Below are 19,169 nucleotides of genomic sequence, written 5' to 3'. Positions count from 1 at the left end.
TGCTTCATTTCACTTCGTTCCATATGGCTAATGCCACGCTATGCCTTCGGCACACTACGTGAACGCTATCAGGAATCAAACCGGAGTCTTATATGAATTATCACTTTGTCAACTGATATCTTATCTCGTTCCTAGTAGTTCGTCAAATTTATTTTGACGGGTAATAATCCGAAAAAACTTTTGTTCTTCCCTCCCCTACCTCCCCTACCCCCCTACCTCCCCTACCTCCCCTACCTCCCCTACCTCCCCTACCTCCCCTACCTCCCCTACCTCCCCTACCCCCCTACCTCTCTTCTCCCCCTACTTGCCTTCACCCGTCATTTTCGGGTTGACAGACTACTAGTCTCTGACTAGGAATGCAGTTGATGAGGCTCTGCCTCTAATATCATTGAAGGCAGAGCCTTCTAGAATTCATTCCCAGTCAGAGACTGGGAACGAGATGAATTCATTCCCAGGCGGGCTATGGGTTTTACGTTAAGTTGAATTTGAGGATGCGTCCATTTTGGGTATAATTACAAGGTTGTGGAATATCGTGATTACAAAAAATAAACAGGTCCCAGCACAGAAATCCGTAATCAAGAGCAAAACAAGATCCCCGACTTCTTCAAGAAGTCGGGGATCTGACTCTTGTATATCTTCAAAAATGGGTTAATCTTAAATGTATTCCGGTAATTTACTCTGATAATCTGGAGGATTGTTTCCAGTTTGCACTATGAGTTTAAAGGCAGTTTTATTTGATTTTAATGGTGTCATTATTAAAGATGGATCAATTCATATCCAATTGATAGATGAGATTCTTGTACAGGAAAATCTTCAACCTCAACGGGTAAAAGAACGTGAAAACTTTTTAGGGATAGGCTCTCGCGCGTATCTGCAAAATCTGTTAAAAAGTCGTGGTAGGGTGGTGACGGAAGCTTATATGATGCAGTTACTTACCCGCAAAGCTCAAGCTTATGTGCTGGAATTGGAGAAGCTGGAAGAATTGCCTTTGTATTCGGGAATTGAAGATGTGATTTTTCAGATTCGTTCCCGTCATCTCAAAATGGCGTTAGTTAGTGATGCTTTATCCTCGGAAATAGAATTTGTATTAACATCTGCTAAATTAGCTGAATACTTTTCTGTGATTGTGTCGGGGGATGATATCAGCAGCAATAAACCTAACCCGGAAGGCTATTTGCTGGCGGTTTATCGCTTAAATCAGGCATATCCAGAATTAAATTTACAACCTGATGAATGTTTAGTGCTTGAAAATACTCCCGCAGGTATTCAAGCTGCTAAATGCGCCCAAATGCAAGTGGTGGGAGTAGCAAATACTTATCCCTTCCAGATGCTACACCGTCAAGCTAATTGGACGATTGATTATCTGATTGATTTGGATTTGCAGCAGGTACAGGAAGTTTTTTTGGAAAAAGATGTGAAATCTGTCCTTCCTGAGTGTTAAGATATATGGTGTGCTAAAGTTTTTGACTTAAGCACGACTAAGGGGAATTAGCTCAGTTGGTAGAGTGCTGCGATCGCACCGCAGAGGCCAGGGGTTCGAGTCTCCTATTCTCCATTTGTCCATTAAATAATTATGTTCAACAACCGCCACTAAAGTAAATCTTCTTTTAACCCACCACCTATGGATAGGACGGTTGAAACACTAGAAGTTCAACATCACTTTTGAGTATATTATTGAGAAAGTATTCTTTACCTTCTTTCTGCCTTATTCGTTTTTTATATAAAGTAAGCCATGAAGAATAAACGGTTCTTCGGTTATTTTTATGGAAAACCTGGTTCAAAATCATTGAAAGCCTTATTCTGTAGGCATTTCATTGAAAATATGGAAATAATTGTTTATAACCCTTGTCCCGTAAGGGTTTTGTTATCATCAATCCTCAATCACCATAAAAGAGACGCAAGAGCCGAATAAACTTCTTGCACAAAAGAGTCTGCTGATGAGCGAAAACGACCTGACTGTTTTTCTAAATCTGAATCTTTTGTTAGAGATTTACGTAATTCTGTAATTTCTTTTTTGCTGATTTCTCCAGTTTCTTTCTTGGTGTCAAATTCAGGTTGTTCACTTACATCCTCCAATAATTGGACAATCAAAGGAGTATTTTTTTGAGTCATTTCTTCCCATACTTGACGAAGTACATCTTCTTTAGCATTGAGATGGCATCTTATAGTTCTGATGATGGGATTCGTCGAATTTTTCTTATTATTGCGGCTCATATTGACAAAATCTCCACAAAATTAATGAGTTGTTATTTTGTGTAATTACAATTAATTACTTATTTTTCTTTGTCAGATAACGATCGCACCTTGAAGCGATCGCTCTCCAAAAATTTCAGCAATGTCGCACTGTAGGGAAAATCTGCTGGTATCTTTGTGAACACAGTAATTTATCAAAATCAATACAAGCTAATACCGTCATATCGCTCAAATCGTTCATAGCATGGACTTTCCAGAGAATAAATATATACAACATTGCCACACATTAATTTAATGTTTAGCAATGTTTTTAATTTACCATAAAACATTGTAAAACATTGTTAAACATTATTTAGCCTTAGAACAAGGTTGTGGAGGTATGATAGTTTAGCGATAAATTCTTTTAGAGTTAATGAATCAGAGCGATCGCGTACAAACTTCGATATACTTTCCTAAAGATATCCATGAGGCTTTAGTCAGATGGGCGCAGGAAGAAGACCGTCCCATAAGTAATCTTGTGGTGAGGATTGTTAGTAAGGCTGTTGAGGAGCGAGAGCAGCAGAATCCGCCACAATAGTGTATGAGTGTTACAAATATCAGAATTTAAACTCTTCCGATATAAGATATATCCTCAACCACATATAAATTGAGGCTTGTGGGCGTGGTATGGTATTAGTTCTTTGCAGGATGTAAAAACTGCAAGGTAAGGTGTCAGACATGATCAAGTCCATCTGACAAAGTAGGATTAAGTAGGGGTCAAAACGATACAAAATGGCAATAAAGAAAAGTGAACTATATAGCTCGTTATGGAAAAGCTGTGATGAACTGCGGGGTGGGATGGATGCCTCGCAGTATAAAAATTATGTACTAGCTTTATTATTTGTTAAATATGTATCTGACAAATACGCAGGTGTGGCAGATGCCCTGATTGAAGTGCCGACTGGGGGCAGCTTTCAAGATATTGTTGCCCTCAAGGGTGATAAAGAAATCGGCGACAAAATCAATAAAATCATCGCTAAACTTGCCGAAGCTAACGATTTAGGCGGCATTTTTAATGATGCTGATTTTAATGATGCTGACAAGCTGGGCAAAGGACAGGAAATGAAAGACCGGCTTTCTAACCTGGTGGCGATTTTTGAGAACTCAGCACTGAACTTTAGTAAAAACCGCGCTGATGGTGATGATATTTTAGGGGATGCTTATGAGTATCTGATGCGGAACTTTGCCACCCAGTCAGGTAAAAGCAAAGGACAATTTTACACCCCGGCAGAAGTTTCTCGCGTGATTGCCAAAGTGATTGGTGTTAATTCCGCTACCACTCAAGAACAGACTATATATGATCCCACCTGTGGAAGTGGTTCATTGTTACTGAAAGCTGCGGACGAAGCAGAACAGGGCTTAACCATCTATGGACAAGAGATGGATAACGCTACCTACGCCTTAGCACGGATGAATATGATCCTACATGGACATCCTACTGCGGAGATTTGGCAAGATAATACTTTATCAACTCCCTACTTTAAAAACCCGGATGGGGGACTGAAAACCTTCGATTTTGCTGTGGCTAATCCGCCCTTTTCCTCAAAGGCTTGGAGTACAGGCTTTAACCCGATTAAGGATGAATTTGAACGTTTTCAAGACTATAGCATCCCCCCAGCTAAAAATGGCGACTATGCTTTTTTGCTGCATATCGTTCGCTCCCTGAAAAGCAACGGTAAAGGAGCGATTATTTTGCCTCATGGGGTGCTGTTTCGGGGTAATGTCGAGGGTGAAATTCGCAAAAAACTGATTAGCAAAGGAATTATTAAGGGGATTATTGGGCTACCACCAAACCTATTTTATGGGACGGGAATACCTGCCTGTATTATTGTTTTAGATAAAGAAAATGCGGAAAATCGCCAAGGCATTTTTATGATTGATGCCAGCAAGGGATTTGTGAAAGATGGCAATAAAAACCGCTTGCAGGAGCAGGATATTCATAAAATTGTTGATGTGTTCAACAAACAGCTTGAGGTGGCGAAATATTCGCGGATGGTTTCTTTGCAGGAAATTAAGGACAATGAGTATAACTTGAATATTCCCCGTTATATTGATAGTCAGGAAGAGGAAGATATTCAGGATATTGAAGCGCATTTGTTGGGAGGGATACCCCAGCGCGATATTGAGGCATTAGGGGAATTTTGGCAAGTTTATCCGAACTTACAACAAGAATTATTTGCACCAACGAAAAACCCAGCATATCAACAGCTAAAAGTTGCTGCCAATGATGTCAAAAATTGTATTTTTCATCATCCTGAATTTATAAAATATAGTCAGGAAATTGAGCAGGTTTTTACAACTTGGAAAAATCAACATACATCATTATTAAAAGCTGTTCAACAGGGAGATAAACCCAAGGAAATTATATATAAGTTAGGTGAGAATTTACTAGCAGCATTTACAGGAAAAAAGTTAATAGATAAATATGACGTTTATCAACATCTGCTTACTTATTGGTTGGAAGTAATGCGGGATGATGTGTATATCATAGTTGAGGATGGTTGGCAAGCTGAACTCACACCCATCACTAATAAAAAAGGGGTAACTATAGATTATGTTTGTGAACTGATACCGGAAGAATTAATCATTAATCGCTATTTTCCATCTGAACAGGCAGAAATTGAAAAACTGGAAGCTCAAAAGGATGAAATTATCCGACAGCAGGAAGAAATGCAGGAAGAATATGGAGGTGAAGAAGGTTTGTTAGATGAGGTGACAAATGATAGTGGTAAAATTACCAAAACTAATATAAATATTCGGATTAAAGAACTGAAAAAAAATCCTCTTTTTGCTGATGCTGATGAATTAGATGAATTACAAGTATTGACATCCTACCTAAAATTAATAGATGCAGCAGCAGATATTGATAAAAAAATTAAAGACGCTACCCAATCTTTACACAATCAGGTGTTAAAGAAATATAAGAAATTAACAGAGGATGAAATTAAAACTCTGGTGGTTGATGATAAGTGGATGACGATGTTGAAACAGGCAATTAATTCTGAGATGGATCGGATTTCGCAACGGTTGACGCAAAGAATTAAGGAGTTAGGTGAACGTTATGATACTCCTTTATTTGAGTTGACTAATGAAGTGGATAGGTTGACAAGTTTGGTTGATCAGCATTTACAAAATATGGGGTTTGTTTGGTAATGGATACACAAAAAGAAAACTATAAAATTTATCTTGATGTTTGTTGTCTAAATCGTCCTTTTGACGACTGGACACAAGAACGTATTCGTTTAGAAGGGGAAGCTATTCTTAGTATTATGCAGCGCATTCGCACCAGAGAATGGAAACTGGTCAGCAGCGAAGCGATCAGGGTAGAGTTAGAGAAAATGCGTAATCTCGACAAACTAGAAAATATATTAAAATTATTGGAGTTGGCTATAATTACTATCAATATAGATGAAGATGTTGATTTTCGCTCACAGCAATTAGAGAATTTAGGTTTTGGTCTTTACGATTCTTTTCATATTGCTTGTGCAGAAGTCGCTCAGGCAGATATTTTACTCTCTACTGATGACCGTTTACTAAAAAACTCAGTACGGCATCAAGGTTTGTTAAAAATATCTCTGGATAATCCTGTAACTTGGTTAATGAATACTTATTTGAATTACGAGGAAAACAAATGATGACACCAATTGAACTAAGAAACAAAGGTTATCAGGTTTTAGTCGAAAATTTGGGTCAAGTAGATGCTATTCGCTTTTTACAACAAGCTGGATGGGGAAGCGGTGACTATACAAAAGAAAGAAAGGAAACCTTAAATAAAGTAACCAGAAAAGAGTTTTGGGAAGATTTGAGGCGTATTAGAAAAGCTAACAAAGAAAGTTAACGGGATTTAGGCAAAAAATGGGGATGGTATGGTGAAAAAACATAGGAATCACGGATTAGACGGATTAAAGGATTACACTGAAGGAATAGAGGGGTATAAAAAGACTGAGGTGGGGGTGATTCCTCATGATTGGGAGGTTGATTCCATTACTAAATATTGTCAAGAGATTTTTTTAGGATTGACTGCAAAAGTTGATTATGTTAATCATGGAGGAATACCACTAATTAGAGCCACTGATATATCCAATGGGAAACTTTCTTTTCAAAATGCTTTATTTATATCAAATAAACAACATAAACAACTTACAAAATATAGGAAAGCAAAATTAGGTGATGTTTTAGTCAGTAAATCGGGAAGTCTTGGTGTATGTGCTTTAGTAGATACAGAAAAAGAGTTTAGTATCTATGAAAGTATCATTGTTCTGCAACCTATACTAAATAAACTATTTTCAAGATTTCTTTTGTATCTTGTGAGTTTTCAAGATACTCAAAAAAGATTACTTGGTGAAACAGTAGGCTCAACTGTTGGACATTTAAACCTCAATAATTTTAAGCAATTACAAATCCCCCTTCCCCCACTTCCTGAACAAAAAGCGATCGCACAATTTCTAAGTGATGTTGATACCCTAATTACAGCATTGGATCAAGTCATCACCAAAAAGTGCAACATCAAGCAAGGTACGATGCAGCAACTTCTCACGGCTAAGAAACGCCTACCGGGTTTTAGTGATGAGTGGAAAGTGAAAAAGTTAGAAGATATTTCTACTGAGATTGGTGATGGTATTCATGCAACTCCTGAGTATGTAGAATCTTCAGAATTCTATTTCATAAATGGTAATAATTTAGTACATAATTCAATTGAAATTAATGAAAAAACAAAGTGTGTTGCCCAAGAAGAATACCGTAAATACCAGAAAAATCTAAATGATACAACTATTTTAATGTCTATCAATGGAACAATAGGAAATATTGCTTTTTACCAAAATGAAAATGTGATACTTGGAAAAAGTGCCGCATATATCAACATTAAAAATTTTATTTCAAAAACTTATATTTTTTATGTCTTGCAAACTCAGGCTATCAACTGTTATTTTGAAGATGAATTGACAGGTTCAACAATCCGAAACTTATCACTCAAATCAATCAGAAATGCGCCTATATCAGTACCCCCAAACATTGAAGAACAAAAAGCGATCGCACAAATCCTCAGCGACATGGACGCAGAAATTGAGGCATTAGAACAAAAACGCGATAAACACAAAGCCATAAAACAGGGGATGATGCAAGAACTTCTCACCGGCAAAACGAGACTAATTAGTAGTTCTTAATTAACGCCAAGGTTATAAAATAGAAGCAAGAACAAGAGCTAAACTATACTATGGAACACATTACCACCAGCGAATTACCCAAAACACTCCAACAAATATTTGCAGAAATACAACGCACCAAAACACCCTTAACCGTCACCCATGACGGAGAACCCTTAGTGATTATTTATCCTGCCACTCTTCAACCCCAACGCCCAGCATTTGGAGCAATGAAGGGTAGCGGTGAAATATTGGGAGACGTGATTGCTCCAGTCATCCCTGCTACCACATGGGAAGCACTCCAGTGAAGCTATTACTTGATACCCACATCTGGCTTTGGTATTTGCTTGGTAACGAACGTCTATCTACTCAACTGCAAACCACAATTCCAGCAGCAACAACCGAACTTTGGCTGAGTCCAATTAGTATCTGGGAAACTCTACTTTTAGCAGAAAAAGGACGAATATCTTTACAGCCTAATCCAGTTGCATGGGTTGATTTAGCCTTAAATACCTTAGAAATTCGTGAAGCTTCACTTAACCACCACATCGCCATTTTAAGCCGACAGATTGAGCTACCACACCAAGATCCAGGCGATCGCTTTATTGCAGCTACCGCAGTTTACTACCAATTAACATTAGCTACAGTTGATACCAATCTTACAGGTAGTTCCTGGTTACAAACATTAAGCTAGACAGAAAATTCACAGTTGAGACAAATTAAAAATGACAAGGGGGCAAGATGTGAGTATGAACCAAGTCGGACAACGTGAACGCCAAACCCAAAACCGCGTGGTGCAGTTATTCCAGCACCAGCTAAATTACCGCTACTTGGGAAATTGGCAACACCGACTTAATAACGGCAACATCGAAACCGAAATTGTTACCACCTTCCTCCGTGACAAACAAGGCTACAACGACACCCTAATTAACAAAGCCTTATATGAACTCAATAAAATCGCAGGTGATCAAAGTAAAAACCTCTACGACATCAACAAAGAGATTTATAGCTTGTTGCGCTATGGTGTCAACGTCAAAGAAGAAGCAGGAGAAAAGAACCAAACCGTTTGGCTCATCAACTGGAAAGAACCCCTAGAAAATGACTTTGCCATTGCGGAAGAAGTCACCGTCAAAGGAGAAAACGATAAACGCCCGGATATAGTTCTATACATCAATGGCATTGCTCTCGGTGTTCTGGAACTAAAACGCAGTACCGTCTCCGTCTCCGAAGGTATCCGCCAAAACCTCGATAATCAAAAATCTCTATTTATCAAATCCTTTTTTAACACCATGCAGTTAGTCATGGCAGGTAACGACACCCAAGGACTGCGTTATGGAACTATTAAAACCAAAGAAAAATATTACCTGACCTGGAAAGAAGACACCTATAGCGACATCGAGAACCCCTTAGATAAACACCTATTGCAACTTTGTGAAAAAACCCACCTTCTCGAACTGATCCACAATTTTGTAGTTTTTGACTGTGGGATCAAAAAACTCTGTCGTCATAATCAGTATTTTGGTGTCAAAGCAGCCCAAGATTATATTTCCCGTAACGAAGGGGGCATTATCTGGCATACCCAAGGCAGTGGTAAAAGCCTAACTATGGTTTGGCTGACAAAATGGATTCGGGAATATAACCCTCATGCTCGCGTGTTAATTATGACAGATAGGGAAGAACTAGACGAGCAAATTGAAGGCGTGTTTTTTGGTGTTAACGAAAACATCTATCGCACAAAAAGCGGTCAAGACTTAATCACCCAACTGAATAATACTACTCCTTGGTTACTCTGCTCCTTAATCCATAAATTTGGCAGAAAAGACAGCAGTGCAGAACAACGTGGTTACGACAACTATATAGCCCAACTTAAAAGCAGTTTACCCCAAAACTTCCAAATCAAAGGCAATGTCTATGTCTTTGTTGATGAATGTCACCGCACCCAAGCCGGAAAACTGCATAAAGCTATGAAAGAAATATTGCCTCATGCTTTGTTTATTGGCTTTACTGGTACACCCATACTCAAAAAAGACGAACGGAATAGTATAGAACTTTTTGGGAACTATATTCACACATACAAATTTGATGAAGCTGTCAAAGATCAGGTAGTTTTAGACTTACGCTATGAAGCTCGGAAAGTAGAACAAAATATAACATCCCAAGCCAAAATTGATCAATGGTTTGAAGCTAAAACCAGAGGCTTAACTGAACAAGCGAAAACATTACTTAAACAACGCTGGGGAACTATGCAAAAAGTCCTCAGTTCCAAATCACGCCTGAGTAAAATTGTCGGTGATATTATCTTAGATTTTGTCACCAAAGATAGACTACAAAGTGGCAGAGGTAACGCCATTCTCGTAGCAGATGGTATTCCCCAAGCTTGTAAATATTATGAGTTATTCCAAGCAGCAGATTTTACAAAATGCGCCATTATCACCTCCTATGATGCCTCAGCCAAAAGCATTAAAGGCGAAAGCATTGGAGACGATGAACGCACGGAAAAGATACAGCAATATGAAATTTATCAAAAAATGCTGAATGGGCAAACCCCAGAAAAATTTGAGGAAGAAGTTAAAGAGAAATTTATCAAATCACCTGCCCAAATGAAGCTCTTGATAGTAGTTAATAAATTGCTCACAGGTTTTGATGCGCCTCCTGCTACGTATCTCTACATTGATAAAACCATGCGAGATCATACACTTTTTCAAGCTGTTTGTCGTGTCAATCGTTTAGATGGTGAAGATAAAGAATATGGTTATATTGTTGACTACAAAGATTTATTTAAAAGCCTAGAAAAATCAGTGAAGGACTACACTTCAGAAGCCTTTGAAGATTATGATGCAGACGACGTTGCTGGCTTATTAAGTGACAGATTAGAAAAAGGCAGAGAACGCCTAGAAGAGTCTAGAGAAGCCATTAAAGCCCTTTGTGACCCTGTAGAACCACCCCAAGATACTCCTGCCTATATCCGCTATTTCTGCGGTGCTAATGACAAACCAGACACCCTTGAAGAGAACCAGCAAAAGCGTATAGCTCTTTATAAATATACATCCGCTTTCGTTCGTGCTTACGCCAACCTTGCTAATGACATGATAGAAGCTGGTTACACTCCAGCAGAAATCGAGATTATTAAACAAGAAGTTAAGCATTATGAACAGGTACGGGGTGAGGTAAAACTTGCCAGTGGCGATTATATTGATTTAAAAGCCTACGAACCCGCCATGCGTCACTTGATAGATAGTTATATTGGTGCAGAAGAAAGCGAAGCGATCGCCACCTTTGAGGATATGACGCTAGTACAGTTGATAGTCCAAAGGGGTGCTGATGCTGTGAACGCATTACCCCAAGGTATCAAAAAGAATAAAACAGCAGTAGCAGAAACCATTGAAAACAATTTACGCAAAGTGATCATTGATCAGCAACCAACGAACCCGAAATATTTTGAGAAAATGTCCACATTGCTGGACGAATTGATCCAAACTAGAAAAACAGCATCCCAAGAATATCAAGACTATTTACGGAAAATTGTGGAGTTAAGTAAACAAGTTGCACAACCCAGCAGTTCCTCAGTGTATCCTCAATCATTGAACTCTCCCGCCAAAATAGCTTTATACGATAACCTCAATCAAAATGAAGCCTTAGCACTAGCCATAGATGCAGCAATTTGTCAAACTAAAAAAGATGGATGGCGAGGAAAAACAATCAAAGAACGGGAAGTTAAAAACGCAATTAAGAGACATTTAGAGTTACAAGAAGATTGCGATAGCGAAACGCTACTGCGAAACGCAGAACGCATCTTTGAGATAGTAAAAAGCCAAAGTGAGTATTAAAATGCAGCAAATAACCGTTGGTGAACTGGTGATAGATGTAGTCAGAAAGAATATTAAAAACCTACATCTGGCAGTTTACCCCCCAGATGGTCGAGTGCGTATAGCTACACCATTAAACCTTGATGATGAATCTGTGCGTTTATTCGCCATTTCCAAACTAGCCTGGATCAAAAAACATCAAAAAAACTTTCAATCCCAAGAACGCCAGTCACCCAGAGAATTTGTATCTGGTGAAAGCCATTATTTTCAAGGTAAACGCTATTTACTTAATGTTATCTATTATCTAGGAACTCCCAAAGTAGAAGTTAGAAATAATACTTATATTGACCTTTATGTAAGAGAAGGAAGTAATGAAGCTCAAAGACAACAGGTGATGATGTCTTGGTATAGACAGCAGTTAAAACAGGAGATTCCCCCATTGATCGCCAAATGGGAAAAGAACATAGGCGTTACTGTCAATGAATGGGGGGTAAAACTGATGAAAACCAAATGGGGTACTTGCAATATAGAAGCCAAACGCATCTGGCTAAATCTTGAACTGGCGAAAAAGGATAAGCAATGTTTAGAGTATGTAGTGGTGCATGAGATTGTACACCTCCTAGAACGCAATCATGGCGATCGCTTTGAGGCTTTGATGAATAAATTTTTACCCAATTGGAAATTATATAAGGATGAGTTGAACCGTTCTCCCTTGGGAAGTTATTGAGTGAGATTGCTGTTGATATTTTTAGATGAAGCGCGATCGCACAACACATAATATTTAAGTTTGCTGTCTGAGTGTCCTAATTGTGTGGCTAGGTTTAAGTTCCTGCGTTGTAGGTTGATGGCTGGTGTTATCAGTTTTTTACACCTTTTGTATACATGGTATAACATCAGCAGAAAATTTAGGATATTGAGAACGTTAGCGTAGCTTATTGTAGATAATCGCTTGCTATTTTCTAGTAAAAAGTAACCACCGTAAGGTTTTTCATGAATTGATATTCAAGTACAATTCTATTTAATAAAATTATATTTTTAAAGCAAAAAGTATAATTTAAGTATATTTACTCTTCTATGACTTGTAAGACTTGTGGCGCAATAAATACCTTACTATAAGAACCTTCACTTACCTGCAACAAGATACCAGCGTTAACAAGTTTTTCAACATTTTGTTGTGCGGATCGATATGTAACTGTAGGGGATTAGGAACAAAAGCATAACAAGGATTTTTACCTTCTTCTATTTGTACTAATCTACCTGTAGGAGTATTTTGAAAGTCTTCGGGCTTCATACTAGGTTTCGATTTTTTTCTAAGATATGGATGTTAAGGAATGTGAATTAAATAAGGTGCAAAAGTAGGGTGTGTTAGCGACAGCATAACGCACCATTCCAGGTTACATCAGAATTGCAGGTTATTAAATTTGCGTTCCTAAAAAAGAATTTTATTGTTATTTGTCGGTGTCACTGCTGTTAGTCGGGAATACCAAGACGTTGATATAGTTCTTCCTGCTTAGGATAGAGAAAAGAGTCTTTATATGTTTTTTGAGTTTTTGCAGTCAAGTCTTCTAGTACATCATTAAATGTTTTTTGTTCTAAATCTTGTAGAACTTGAGATAAGTAAATTCCTTCTAATAGATGCGGTTGTAACCGTTCTATTTCACCTATTGAAAGTATTTGCCAATTTAGATTTAAAATACCGTCGTTCTTCAATAAGTCATTTACATGATCCTTAAAAAATCCACTATTAATTAAATACATTTCTTCAAGAGTTACTAAAACTGGTTTGAATGTACTACAATTATGGAATTGTTCCAAATTTTGCAATTTGGATTGACAAGCTTTGATGAAATTATCAAGTTGTAGCAAACCTTTTTTCACTTGTTTCAAGCTTTCATTCACTGCTTGTTCAGATGCAATATTCTGAGCAGGTAATGTAAATCTAGTTGCTTTGCACTCTAAAATTATAGCTACACTACCGTCAATGATTGCATAGTCAGGAGTTTTTATATTATTTCCAAGAGATAAGTTGCGTATATCAATAATACTTTTTGAATTGACACAATTTTCAAGGATAATTCTTAAATATTCTTCTAATACATACCCAAAATAGTTAGAAAATTTCTCACGAAATATACCAAACATCTGATGAAATATTCCTATAGACACTCTTTCATCTATCAACGCAGGAACTGGGGCGCACATAAATTCATTTTTATTTTTGCTAAAACCACTGCCCTTACAAGGAAATATTAATGGGTAAATCCTTAGAGGGTTAAAATCATACATTCTAAATCTACGATCTGAATTTTTACGCTCATCATACAAATTGTTAATCTTATATTTATCCCCAGCCAACTCATTAATAGCTTTAAATATAGCTTCATCATTAGGCAAATTAATACCTTTTGAGCGTGTCTTCTTTAAAAAATCAAATGAGAATGTAAACTGATTACTAGCAAAAGCTGATAAAACAAATCCCAGATTTATAAATTCCGCCACTGATACACCATTGATATTCTCAAATTCTTTTTCTATGTCAAAGTTAGGAATTCCTTTTTGTCCTTTTAATTTCTTGGGGATGTCATAATATAAGAATATGGGGTTTGCAAATTGGCTAAAGCGACTGACATTAATGGGAAATTGACTAGAGACTATTCTTAAAATTAAAAAAACAGGATTAGCTTCAATAAAATCATCTTTTAATTGCTGATCAAATGTAATAGGATCTGCCAGTGAATAAGCAGTAACAAGATTTATAATCTTATCAATTTTTACTAGTTTTACACCTTGTGTTACTAGACTAGGTGAAGAAAATCTAATAGCAAATAGCGCAACTTTAGCTGATATAAATGGATGCAATTGATGTTGTATATTATATAGCGAATACAAGACATCACCTAATTTAAATTGGCTAATCTGTTGGCGAATTTGAAACTCAAGTTGATCAAGTTTATTTAAGCTATTGATTTCCATTTCTAATTAACTCTCCTTTGTAATTTTTCTTGTAACCCCTGATAAATCACATCTAACCACACAGGAATCACAGCCTTACCTTCATCCAGAGATGCGATAGCGAAGTGATCCATAGGAATTGCTACCTTAGTGACTTGCTTGCTAACCCCTGATAAATAATATCTAACCACACGGGAATCACAGCCTTACCTTCATCCAGAGATGCGATACCGAAGCGCTCCGTAGGAATCGCACTTCAGTATACCTTACAGCGAGAAAAAACCTACTCAAATTATTACCTAGTAAGATTTCTGTCGCTTTTTCATACTTTTAAAAGGCGCATGACACTTGTTACATTCTCCATGTTCCCACAGTGCTGGAATAGCAAACCGTTCTCCACAAAAGGGACACTCTGAAAGCAAACGCAGCTTATGGCGATCGCACCCCACAGTGGATTGAAACTGCCACTCCAATCTATGATATGGCTGTTCTGCATAACACGCAGCACATAACCGTATTGGCTCTAATTTCATTTTCTCACCCTTGGGTGGGAGCATTTGAGTAATTCGGTTTGTATCTAAGCCAATTAATTTACTAATTGCCTCCAATTCCTTTTGACTAGGAAATGGATTAAATCGAAATTTCTCCCACCTTGCTAACACTGGTCCAATACCTGCGGCTTTACTTAAACTCCCAGGAGAAGATACGCTGATTGCTTCATTTCGCCTAAATCTACCAAAGTAGTGGCTAATACTCTCCCCTACGTAGGGTTCAATATACCAAGGTGGATGTTGTACTGTTTCCTGCTCCATAAATTATATTTCAAGTGAACTTAAAGCCAATAAACTTCCTTAGCCTTTTCTTTTAAATTTAACTTTTGGTTCTTTACGTCTACCGAATTTCTTAGTCAAATTATATTGATCAAGTTCAAAATGCGGCTCATCTATTTTCAGTATGGCAATTTTCCGAAGTAAATCATACAAAGGCTCAATCAGTCCTCCAGATTTTAGCCGTAAATAAGAAACTACGCTCTCAATCTGTGTGATATTTAATCGGCGATTTTCTCGAAGAAATTTTGCTTCCCAGTCGTCCACAACTTCAATTATTTCTTCTTCAGTTAAATTCGGAAACTCATAAGACTCCAAAAATGAGTCATGAACGCGCACATAAGGCAGACTTTTCCGTTCCAGAATATTATCACTCAAATAGTAAGTCCCAACCAAGATAACGGGAATTCGTAGTTTTGCGAAAACATCAATTAGTTCGTTAAATCCTTCTAATGTTATGTAATCCGCATTACCGATAACGAGTAATTTTACACCATAACCTTTAATAGTTCCCCATGCCCGCGAACTGACAAGTCAGCGCTTGCGCTATCGCAAATCTCTTAGTGCGCCAACATTAGCAAGTGGATGCCCAATTTCTTCCAAAATGGAACAATACAAATCTGTTGGGCCACCATGCTGTTCAATTTCTGCATAGAGAACAGTTGCAGGGATTTCTAACAGTGTCCCTCTTCGTTTTACATATTGGGTTCTGTAAAGTTGACAGGCTTTTAATAAGCCAGAACCAGTAGCAGATGTAACATAACCACAGAGTTTTGCATCACGCTGATCATCAAGCCAGTCAAACAATTCCGTATCGCGGTCTAGGGGAAGGTAAGTGTTAGCTTTACCAATCCGTTCAACTTCAGCCTGGAATTCTGGCGATCGCCGTAATTCCTCAGCCGGTTGCAAACTTGGATTAGACTGCTGCTTAAATTCTAGATCAGCATGGGCTAAGTTCGTTTCTGACATTGCACTCACCAATTATCCCTCATAAATTGATTCCAATCTTTTGTACCAACTCTAGGTCTTCGTTTAGCTTTAGCTGTTTGATTGGTTTGATTGGTATCCCGTTGACTTTGTTCAACTTGCTTATCTATTGAATTTACAATGTTTTGTGAAACAGTGTCAATTGGAGATATTAAATTTTCTTGTGCAGTTTTTATTTCTTCTGGAGGTTCTATTGTTTCTGGTATTTCATTTTCAGGAAACAACTCCACTACTTTTGATTTATTAGTTTTAACCTCGTGTTTTTGTTGTGCTTCTTTACGCCGTCGTCTACGTCTCTCCTTACGGTTTTGTTCAACATCTTCAAATATAGATAACCGCTCATTCAAAATAGACGATTTATCAACTTCTTTACCTTCATTACGCAATTTTTTCTTGATATAATTTAATTCAGCCAGAGACATCCTTTCTCTTTTAAAATCTCTAGCTTGTATAAAGCCAAGAAACTCTCCTGGTTCACCATTAATAGGACGAGTATAAGCAATAACTGTTGTAATATTACGCTTGTCATATCTTAAAGAAACTTGCTTCCTTTCATAATCTAACAAGCAGTCTCCCTGATATATCCAACCAAGAAAGTTAACAGAACCATATTTTTCTACATTGCGATATGCAATTTTCATTAAACAAATATCTAGTTCACGTTCATCAATAAGCTCAGGTTCTTCCAGTAAACAACTTGATTTCCATCGCTCAATACGTTTTTGATTTTTTGCCCTGGGATAATCATGACGATTGTAGTGATCTACAAAATATTTCACTAATATTTGCTCTAGTTTATCAAGCGTCAGACAGGCAGTTCTTTCTGCCTCTGGAGGACGTTCCTCAATATTTGAACCAGTATATCCACCATATAATGACAAAGTTTCCTTATTAATCTTGTCAAAAATAGACTCAATTAAACCACCAGCCTGGGGAAAAGCACGTAAACGCCTTATAAAACCTAACTGTAGTGAAACTTGTTTTAAATGTTCGGACTTAAATTCCTTTGCACGATCTGTCATTATATATTCAGGTATTCCACAAATCTCCCATCTTTCTTGAAGTTGGTACTCTGTTTCGTAGTGCTTTGGTAAAATTGCATGACGCAGAGCTAAACCAACTTCATGAGAGCCAGCAGGTTCAAAACCTAGATAAAAACCTGTGACACAACCAGAATAACTATCCATTACCAACGTAATGTATGGACGACCGATAACTTTCTTATCTTCTTCGTGAATCAACAAAATATCTAATCTAGTATGGTCTATTTGCCAAATCTGGTTACTGTGGGTTATTTCTAAAATCCCTTCAGTTGTTTGCAGAATTTGTCCTTCTATCGGTGAACCGGGATGGCGAACTTTATTATGTTTTTCTTCTAAATAGGAATTAATGACTTTATAAACAGTGACATGAGAAGGATACTTTCCTGTTATTAAATCCTCCCGCACCTGAGAGTATCCCTTAAATTTTTCATCATATTTCTTCTCTTGCAGTTTCTCTCCTTGACTACCTAAAGCCTTTAAATACCCAGAAATCTGATTGTGATTGATCCGAGAACCTTCTCTATTACCCCATTTATGAAGGCTGACAATAAAATCATGCCACTCCTTGGAAATACGATATTGTCCTTTATCCTTACGTCCAACAGCTAGAGTGGCTACCCCTACCTGCTCAACTTTCTCTATCATGCGCTTAATAGTTCTAGTGCTTTTACCCAGAGCTTTCGCTGCATCTGCGATCGCATTCCTACGAGCTATCTTGTCAGGCGCTTGAAGGATGGCATCAATTAATTCCACCTTTCTGAGATACTCTGGAGAATCTTCGTTAACAAGCAGGTTTTTGTCTTCCACCCCATCCTCCTCTTGAGTCTCGAATCCTGGAAAGGCTTTATTTATAGGCTTTTTGGGCATAAGCTAACCCCCTAAGAATTATGTCATCATTTACTTTAAAATTTTACAACATTTATGACATCATTTGCTTTAAAAATAAGGATAAGAGAAAATTAAAACTAAAATCGCCAAAACACTTACTCGTCAATGATTTTGGCTACTATAGCTGTTGATTGCAAATATGACAAGAATTCTTTAAAATAGACAATAATTATTTAATGGACAGAAGGTGTTCCTGATTGTGAAACCGAAAGTTAGATAATTGGGTAATTGGTAATTGGTAATTGGTGATTGGTGATTGGTAATTGGTAATTGTAAAATAATCCAAAATCTACCGCCGCCCTGTTTAGAGTATAAAATCAAACAGGGTGGATTTTTATTGTCCCCTTGGCAATATAGTAAATTCGTACTACAATATCAAAATAGTCTTCAAACCTGGAAAGACTTATGGAATAGGGATTTTAGCTCTTATAACAGGTCGTTCGCGCCAGCGTGCCGGAGGCATCTGGCTAACATTACCCCAGAAATGGGAGTTGGTTTCCAGATTCCAATCAAAAATCTGGTTTCAATTTTAATATCCACAGCGGTTAAAACCGCTCGTGTCGTTTTCCTCTCAGGTCTAAAGACGCGCTCGTTTCCCACTTACCGGGTATTCTTATGATGAAGCATTATATTCTCAATCTTAACCCCACCGCCAAGCATGAATGGGATCGTTGTATTATCCGTGATCCTTTAACGGCAAAACGTCCAGATATAGCTAAAATAATTTCTGAAGCGGTAGGTGCAGATACAGGTAGTTATTTAGTCAGTGTAAATATTGAAGTAACGGTATTACAGGAAGCACCATCACCATCACCCGAACAGCTTTCCCTACCGTTTCCAGAAATCTCTGTACCCACCCCATTGAGAGAAGCAGCATAGAAATTGCAACTTATCCGCTTTAACTAATTTCATAGTAGGTTGGGTTGACACAAGGAAACCCAACAGCATACAAACTTGTAGCTAAGTCAAAAAACCAAAACAGCACAAGCAGATCATATCCATAATAATAGCACAAAAAGTCAAGGGTATTTATCAATCCTGTAAAAACGTATTTGCGTTAACTTATTGACAATATTATCAATAAAGTTGAGAATACAGACTATCTATTCTCAATAAATATCAACTTTACCAAATTTACGAAAATGTCTATTTAAAAAACTTATATTTCTCAAGTAACCGTAGTGGTTCGTCAAATTTATTTTGACGGGTAATGATCGGAAAAAACTTCTGTTCTTCCCTCCCCTGCTCCCGGTGCCTCTCTTCTCCCCCTGCTTGCCTTCACCCGTCATT

17 protein-coding genes and 1 tRNA gene are annotated in these 19,169 nt (G+C 37.6%); 12 read left to right on the top strand and 6 right to left on the bottom strand.

Annotated elements, in window-relative coordinates; all coding sequences use genetic code 11:
• Positions 1-712: 712 nt before the first annotated feature.
• Entirely contained in the window at positions 713-1,441 is a 729-nt protein-coding gene (locus HEQ36_RS13355) for an HAD family phosphatase (RefSeq protein WP_053540942.1), read from the top strand.
• A gap of 41 nt (positions 1,442-1,482) precedes the next feature.
• Positions 1,483-1,555 (top strand) — tRNA-Ala (locus tag HEQ36_RS13350).
• Positions 1,556-1,881: 326 nt separating this feature from the next.
• On the opposite strand, the gene HEQ36_RS13345 is transcribed toward HEQ36_RS13350, so the two are convergent.
• Positions 1,882-2,214 (bottom strand): hypothetical protein, encoded by a 333-nt coding sequence (locus HEQ36_RS13345; protein WP_053540941.1) that lies wholly within the window; start codon positions 2,212-2,214, stop codon positions 1,882-1,884.
• A 391-nt stretch (positions 2,215-2,605) separates the two neighbouring features.
• Between HEQ36_RS13345 and HEQ36_RS13340 the strand changes: the two genes are divergently transcribed.
• The 9 genes from HEQ36_RS13340 (at position 2,606) to HEQ36_RS13300 (ending at position 11,909) form a co-directional block, all read left to right on the top strand.
• Positions 2,606-2,770: a hypothetical protein gene (locus tag HEQ36_RS13340; protein WP_081424321.1), complete on the top strand. Its 165-nt coding sequence runs from the start codon at positions 2,606-2,608 to the stop codon at positions 2,768-2,770.
• 194 nt (positions 2,771-2,964) lie between these two features.
• The gene (locus tag HEQ36_RS13335; protein ID WP_168635901.1) at positions 2,965-5,385 is read left to right on the top strand and encodes a type I restriction-modification system subunit M; all 2,421 of its coding nucleotides are present in this window, start codon (positions 2,965-2,967) and stop codon (positions 5,383-5,385) included.
• Positions 5,385-5,867 (top strand): hypothetical protein, encoded by a 483-nt coding sequence (locus tag HEQ36_RS13330; protein ID WP_168635900.1) that lies wholly within the window; start codon positions 5,385-5,387, stop codon positions 5,865-5,867. Before HEQ36_RS13335 ends, HEQ36_RS13330 begins: the two co-directional genes overlap by 1 nt.
• Positions 5,867-6,070 (top strand): hypothetical protein, encoded by a 204-nt coding sequence (locus HEQ36_RS13325; RefSeq protein WP_168636183.1) that lies wholly within the window; start codon positions 5,867-5,869, stop codon positions 6,068-6,070. Before HEQ36_RS13330 ends, HEQ36_RS13325 begins: the two co-directional genes overlap by 1 nt.
• Before the next feature lie 28 nt (positions 6,071-6,098).
• Complete coding sequence (locus tag HEQ36_RS13320) at positions 6,099-7,397, top strand: restriction endonuclease subunit S (protein ID WP_168635899.1); 1,299 nt, start codon at positions 6,099-6,101, stop codon at positions 7,395-7,397.
• A 50-nt stretch (positions 7,398-7,447) separates the two neighbouring features.
• A complete protein-coding gene (locus HEQ36_RS13315; protein WP_053540938.1) occupies positions 7,448-7,684 on the top strand; it encodes a type II toxin-antitoxin system Phd/YefM family antitoxin in 237 nt (78 codons plus the stop codon).
• The gene (locus HEQ36_RS13310) at positions 7,681-8,070 is read left to right on the top strand and encodes a type II toxin-antitoxin system VapC family toxin (protein WP_053541394.1); all 390 of its coding nucleotides are present in this window, start codon (positions 7,681-7,683) and stop codon (positions 8,068-8,070) included. The genes HEQ36_RS13315 and HEQ36_RS13310 overlap by 4 nt, the downstream gene beginning before the upstream one ends.
• A 31-nt stretch (positions 8,071-8,101) precedes the next feature.
• Positions 8,102-11,203 (top strand): type I restriction endonuclease subunit R, encoded by a 3,102-nt coding sequence (locus HEQ36_RS13305; protein WP_205748502.1) that lies wholly within the window; start codon positions 8,102-8,104, stop codon positions 11,201-11,203.
• 1 nt (position 11,204) lies between these two features.
• The gene (locus tag HEQ36_RS13300; protein ID WP_053540937.1) at positions 11,205-11,909 is read left to right on the top strand and encodes a M48 family metallopeptidase; all 705 of its coding nucleotides are present in this window, start codon (positions 11,205-11,207) and stop codon (positions 11,907-11,909) included.
• 743 nt (positions 11,910-12,652) lie between these two features.
• Here the strand turns inward: HEQ36_RS13300 and HEQ36_RS13295 are convergent.
• The 5 genes from HEQ36_RS13295 to HEQ36_RS13275 form a co-directional block, all read right to left on the bottom strand.
• Positions 12,653-14,155 carry a hypothetical protein gene (locus tag HEQ36_RS13295; RefSeq protein WP_168635898.1) on the bottom strand — a complete coding sequence of 501 codons (1,503 nt, stop codon included), beginning with the start codon at positions 14,153-14,155 and terminating at the stop codon, positions 12,653-12,655.
• 278 nt (positions 14,156-14,433) lie between these two features.
• The gene (locus HEQ36_RS13290) at positions 14,434-14,946 is read right to left on the bottom strand and encodes a TniQ family protein (RefSeq protein ID WP_053540935.1); all 513 of its coding nucleotides are present in this window, start codon (positions 14,944-14,946) and stop codon (positions 14,434-14,436) included.
• A 39-nt stretch (positions 14,947-14,985) separates the two neighbouring features.
• Positions 14,986-15,339 (bottom strand): hypothetical protein, encoded by a 354-nt coding sequence (locus HEQ36_RS13285; RefSeq protein WP_168635897.1) that lies wholly within the window; start codon positions 15,337-15,339, stop codon positions 14,986-14,988.
• Positions 15,340-15,507: 168 nt separating this feature from the next.
• Positions 15,508-15,930 carry a hypothetical protein gene (locus HEQ36_RS13280; protein WP_168635896.1) on the bottom strand — a complete coding sequence of 141 codons (423 nt, stop codon included), beginning with the start codon at positions 15,928-15,930 and terminating at the stop codon, positions 15,508-15,510.
• A gap of 5 nt (positions 15,931-15,935) precedes the next feature.
• Complete coding sequence (locus HEQ36_RS13275) at positions 15,936-17,858, bottom strand: Mu transposase C-terminal domain-containing protein (RefSeq protein ID WP_053540934.1); 1,923 nt, start codon at positions 17,856-17,858, stop codon at positions 15,936-15,938.
• Positions 17,859-18,494: 636 nt separating this feature from the next.
• Between HEQ36_RS13275 and HEQ36_RS13270 the strand changes: the two genes are divergently transcribed.
• Positions 18,495-18,758, top strand: a complete 264-nt coding sequence (locus tag HEQ36_RS13270; protein WP_053540933.1) for a hypothetical protein — start codon at positions 18,495-18,497, stop codon at positions 18,756-18,758.
• The last annotated feature ends 411 nt before the right edge of the window (positions 18,759-19,169 follow it).

The sequence above is a fragment of the Anabaena sp. 54 genome (assembly GCF_017355725.1).
GTDB classification, from domain to species: Bacteria; Cyanobacteriota; Cyanobacteriia; order Cyanobacteriales; family Nostocaceae; genus Dolichospermum; species Dolichospermum heterosporum.
This window is presented reverse-complemented; position numbering and strand designations above follow the sequence as displayed.

Coding starts and splice junctions, on each gene's coding strand:
- HEQ36_RS13290 (WP_053540935.1), bottom strand. CDS start 14,946: ATGGAGCAGGAAACAGTACAACATCCACCTTGGTATATTGAACCCTAC.
- HEQ36_RS13345 (WP_053540941.1), bottom strand. CDS start 2,214: ATGAGCCGCAATAATAAGAAAAATTCGACGAATCCCATCATCAGAACT.
- HEQ36_RS13355 (WP_053540942.1), top strand. CDS start 713: ATGAGTTTAAAGGCAGTTTTATTTGATTTTAATGGTGTCATTATTAAA.
- HEQ36_RS13305 (WP_205748502.1), top strand. CDS start 8,102: ATGACAAGGGGGCAAGATGTGAGTATGAACCAAGTCGGACAACGTGAA.
- HEQ36_RS13320 (WP_168635899.1), top strand. CDS start 6,099: ATGGTGAAAAAACATAGGAATCACGGATTAGACGGATTAAAGGATTAC.
- HEQ36_RS13340 (WP_081424321.1), top strand. CDS start 2,606: ATGAATCAGAGCGATCGCGTACAAACTTCGATATACTTTCCTAAAGAT.
- HEQ36_RS13330 (WP_168635900.1), top strand. CDS start 5,385: ATGGATACACAAAAAGAAAACTATAAAATTTATCTTGATGTTTGTTGT.
- HEQ36_RS13315 (WP_053540938.1), top strand. CDS start 7,448: ATGGAACACATTACCACCAGCGAATTACCCAAAACACTCCAACAAATA.
- HEQ36_RS13300 (WP_053540937.1), top strand. CDS start 11,205: ATGCAGCAAATAACCGTTGGTGAACTGGTGATAGATGTAGTCAGAAAG.
- HEQ36_RS13280 (WP_168635896.1), bottom strand. CDS start 15,930: ATGTCAGAAACGAACTTAGCCCATGCTGATCTAGAATTTAAGCAGCAG.
- HEQ36_RS13270 (WP_053540933.1), top strand. CDS start 18,495: ATGATGAAGCATTATATTCTCAATCTTAACCCCACCGCCAAGCATGAA.
- HEQ36_RS13335 (WP_168635901.1), top strand. CDS start 2,965: ATGGCAATAAAGAAAAGTGAACTATATAGCTCGTTATGGAAAAGCTGT.
- HEQ36_RS13295 (WP_168635898.1), bottom strand. CDS start 14,155: ATGGAAATCAATAGCTTAAATAAACTTGATCAACTTGAGTTTCAAATT.
- HEQ36_RS13325 (WP_168636183.1), top strand. CDS start 5,867: ATGACACCAATTGAACTAAGAAACAAAGGTTATCAGGTTTTAGTCGAA.
- HEQ36_RS13275 (WP_053540934.1), bottom strand. CDS start 17,858: ATGCCCAAAAAGCCTATAAATAAAGCCTTTCCAGGATTCGAGACTCAA.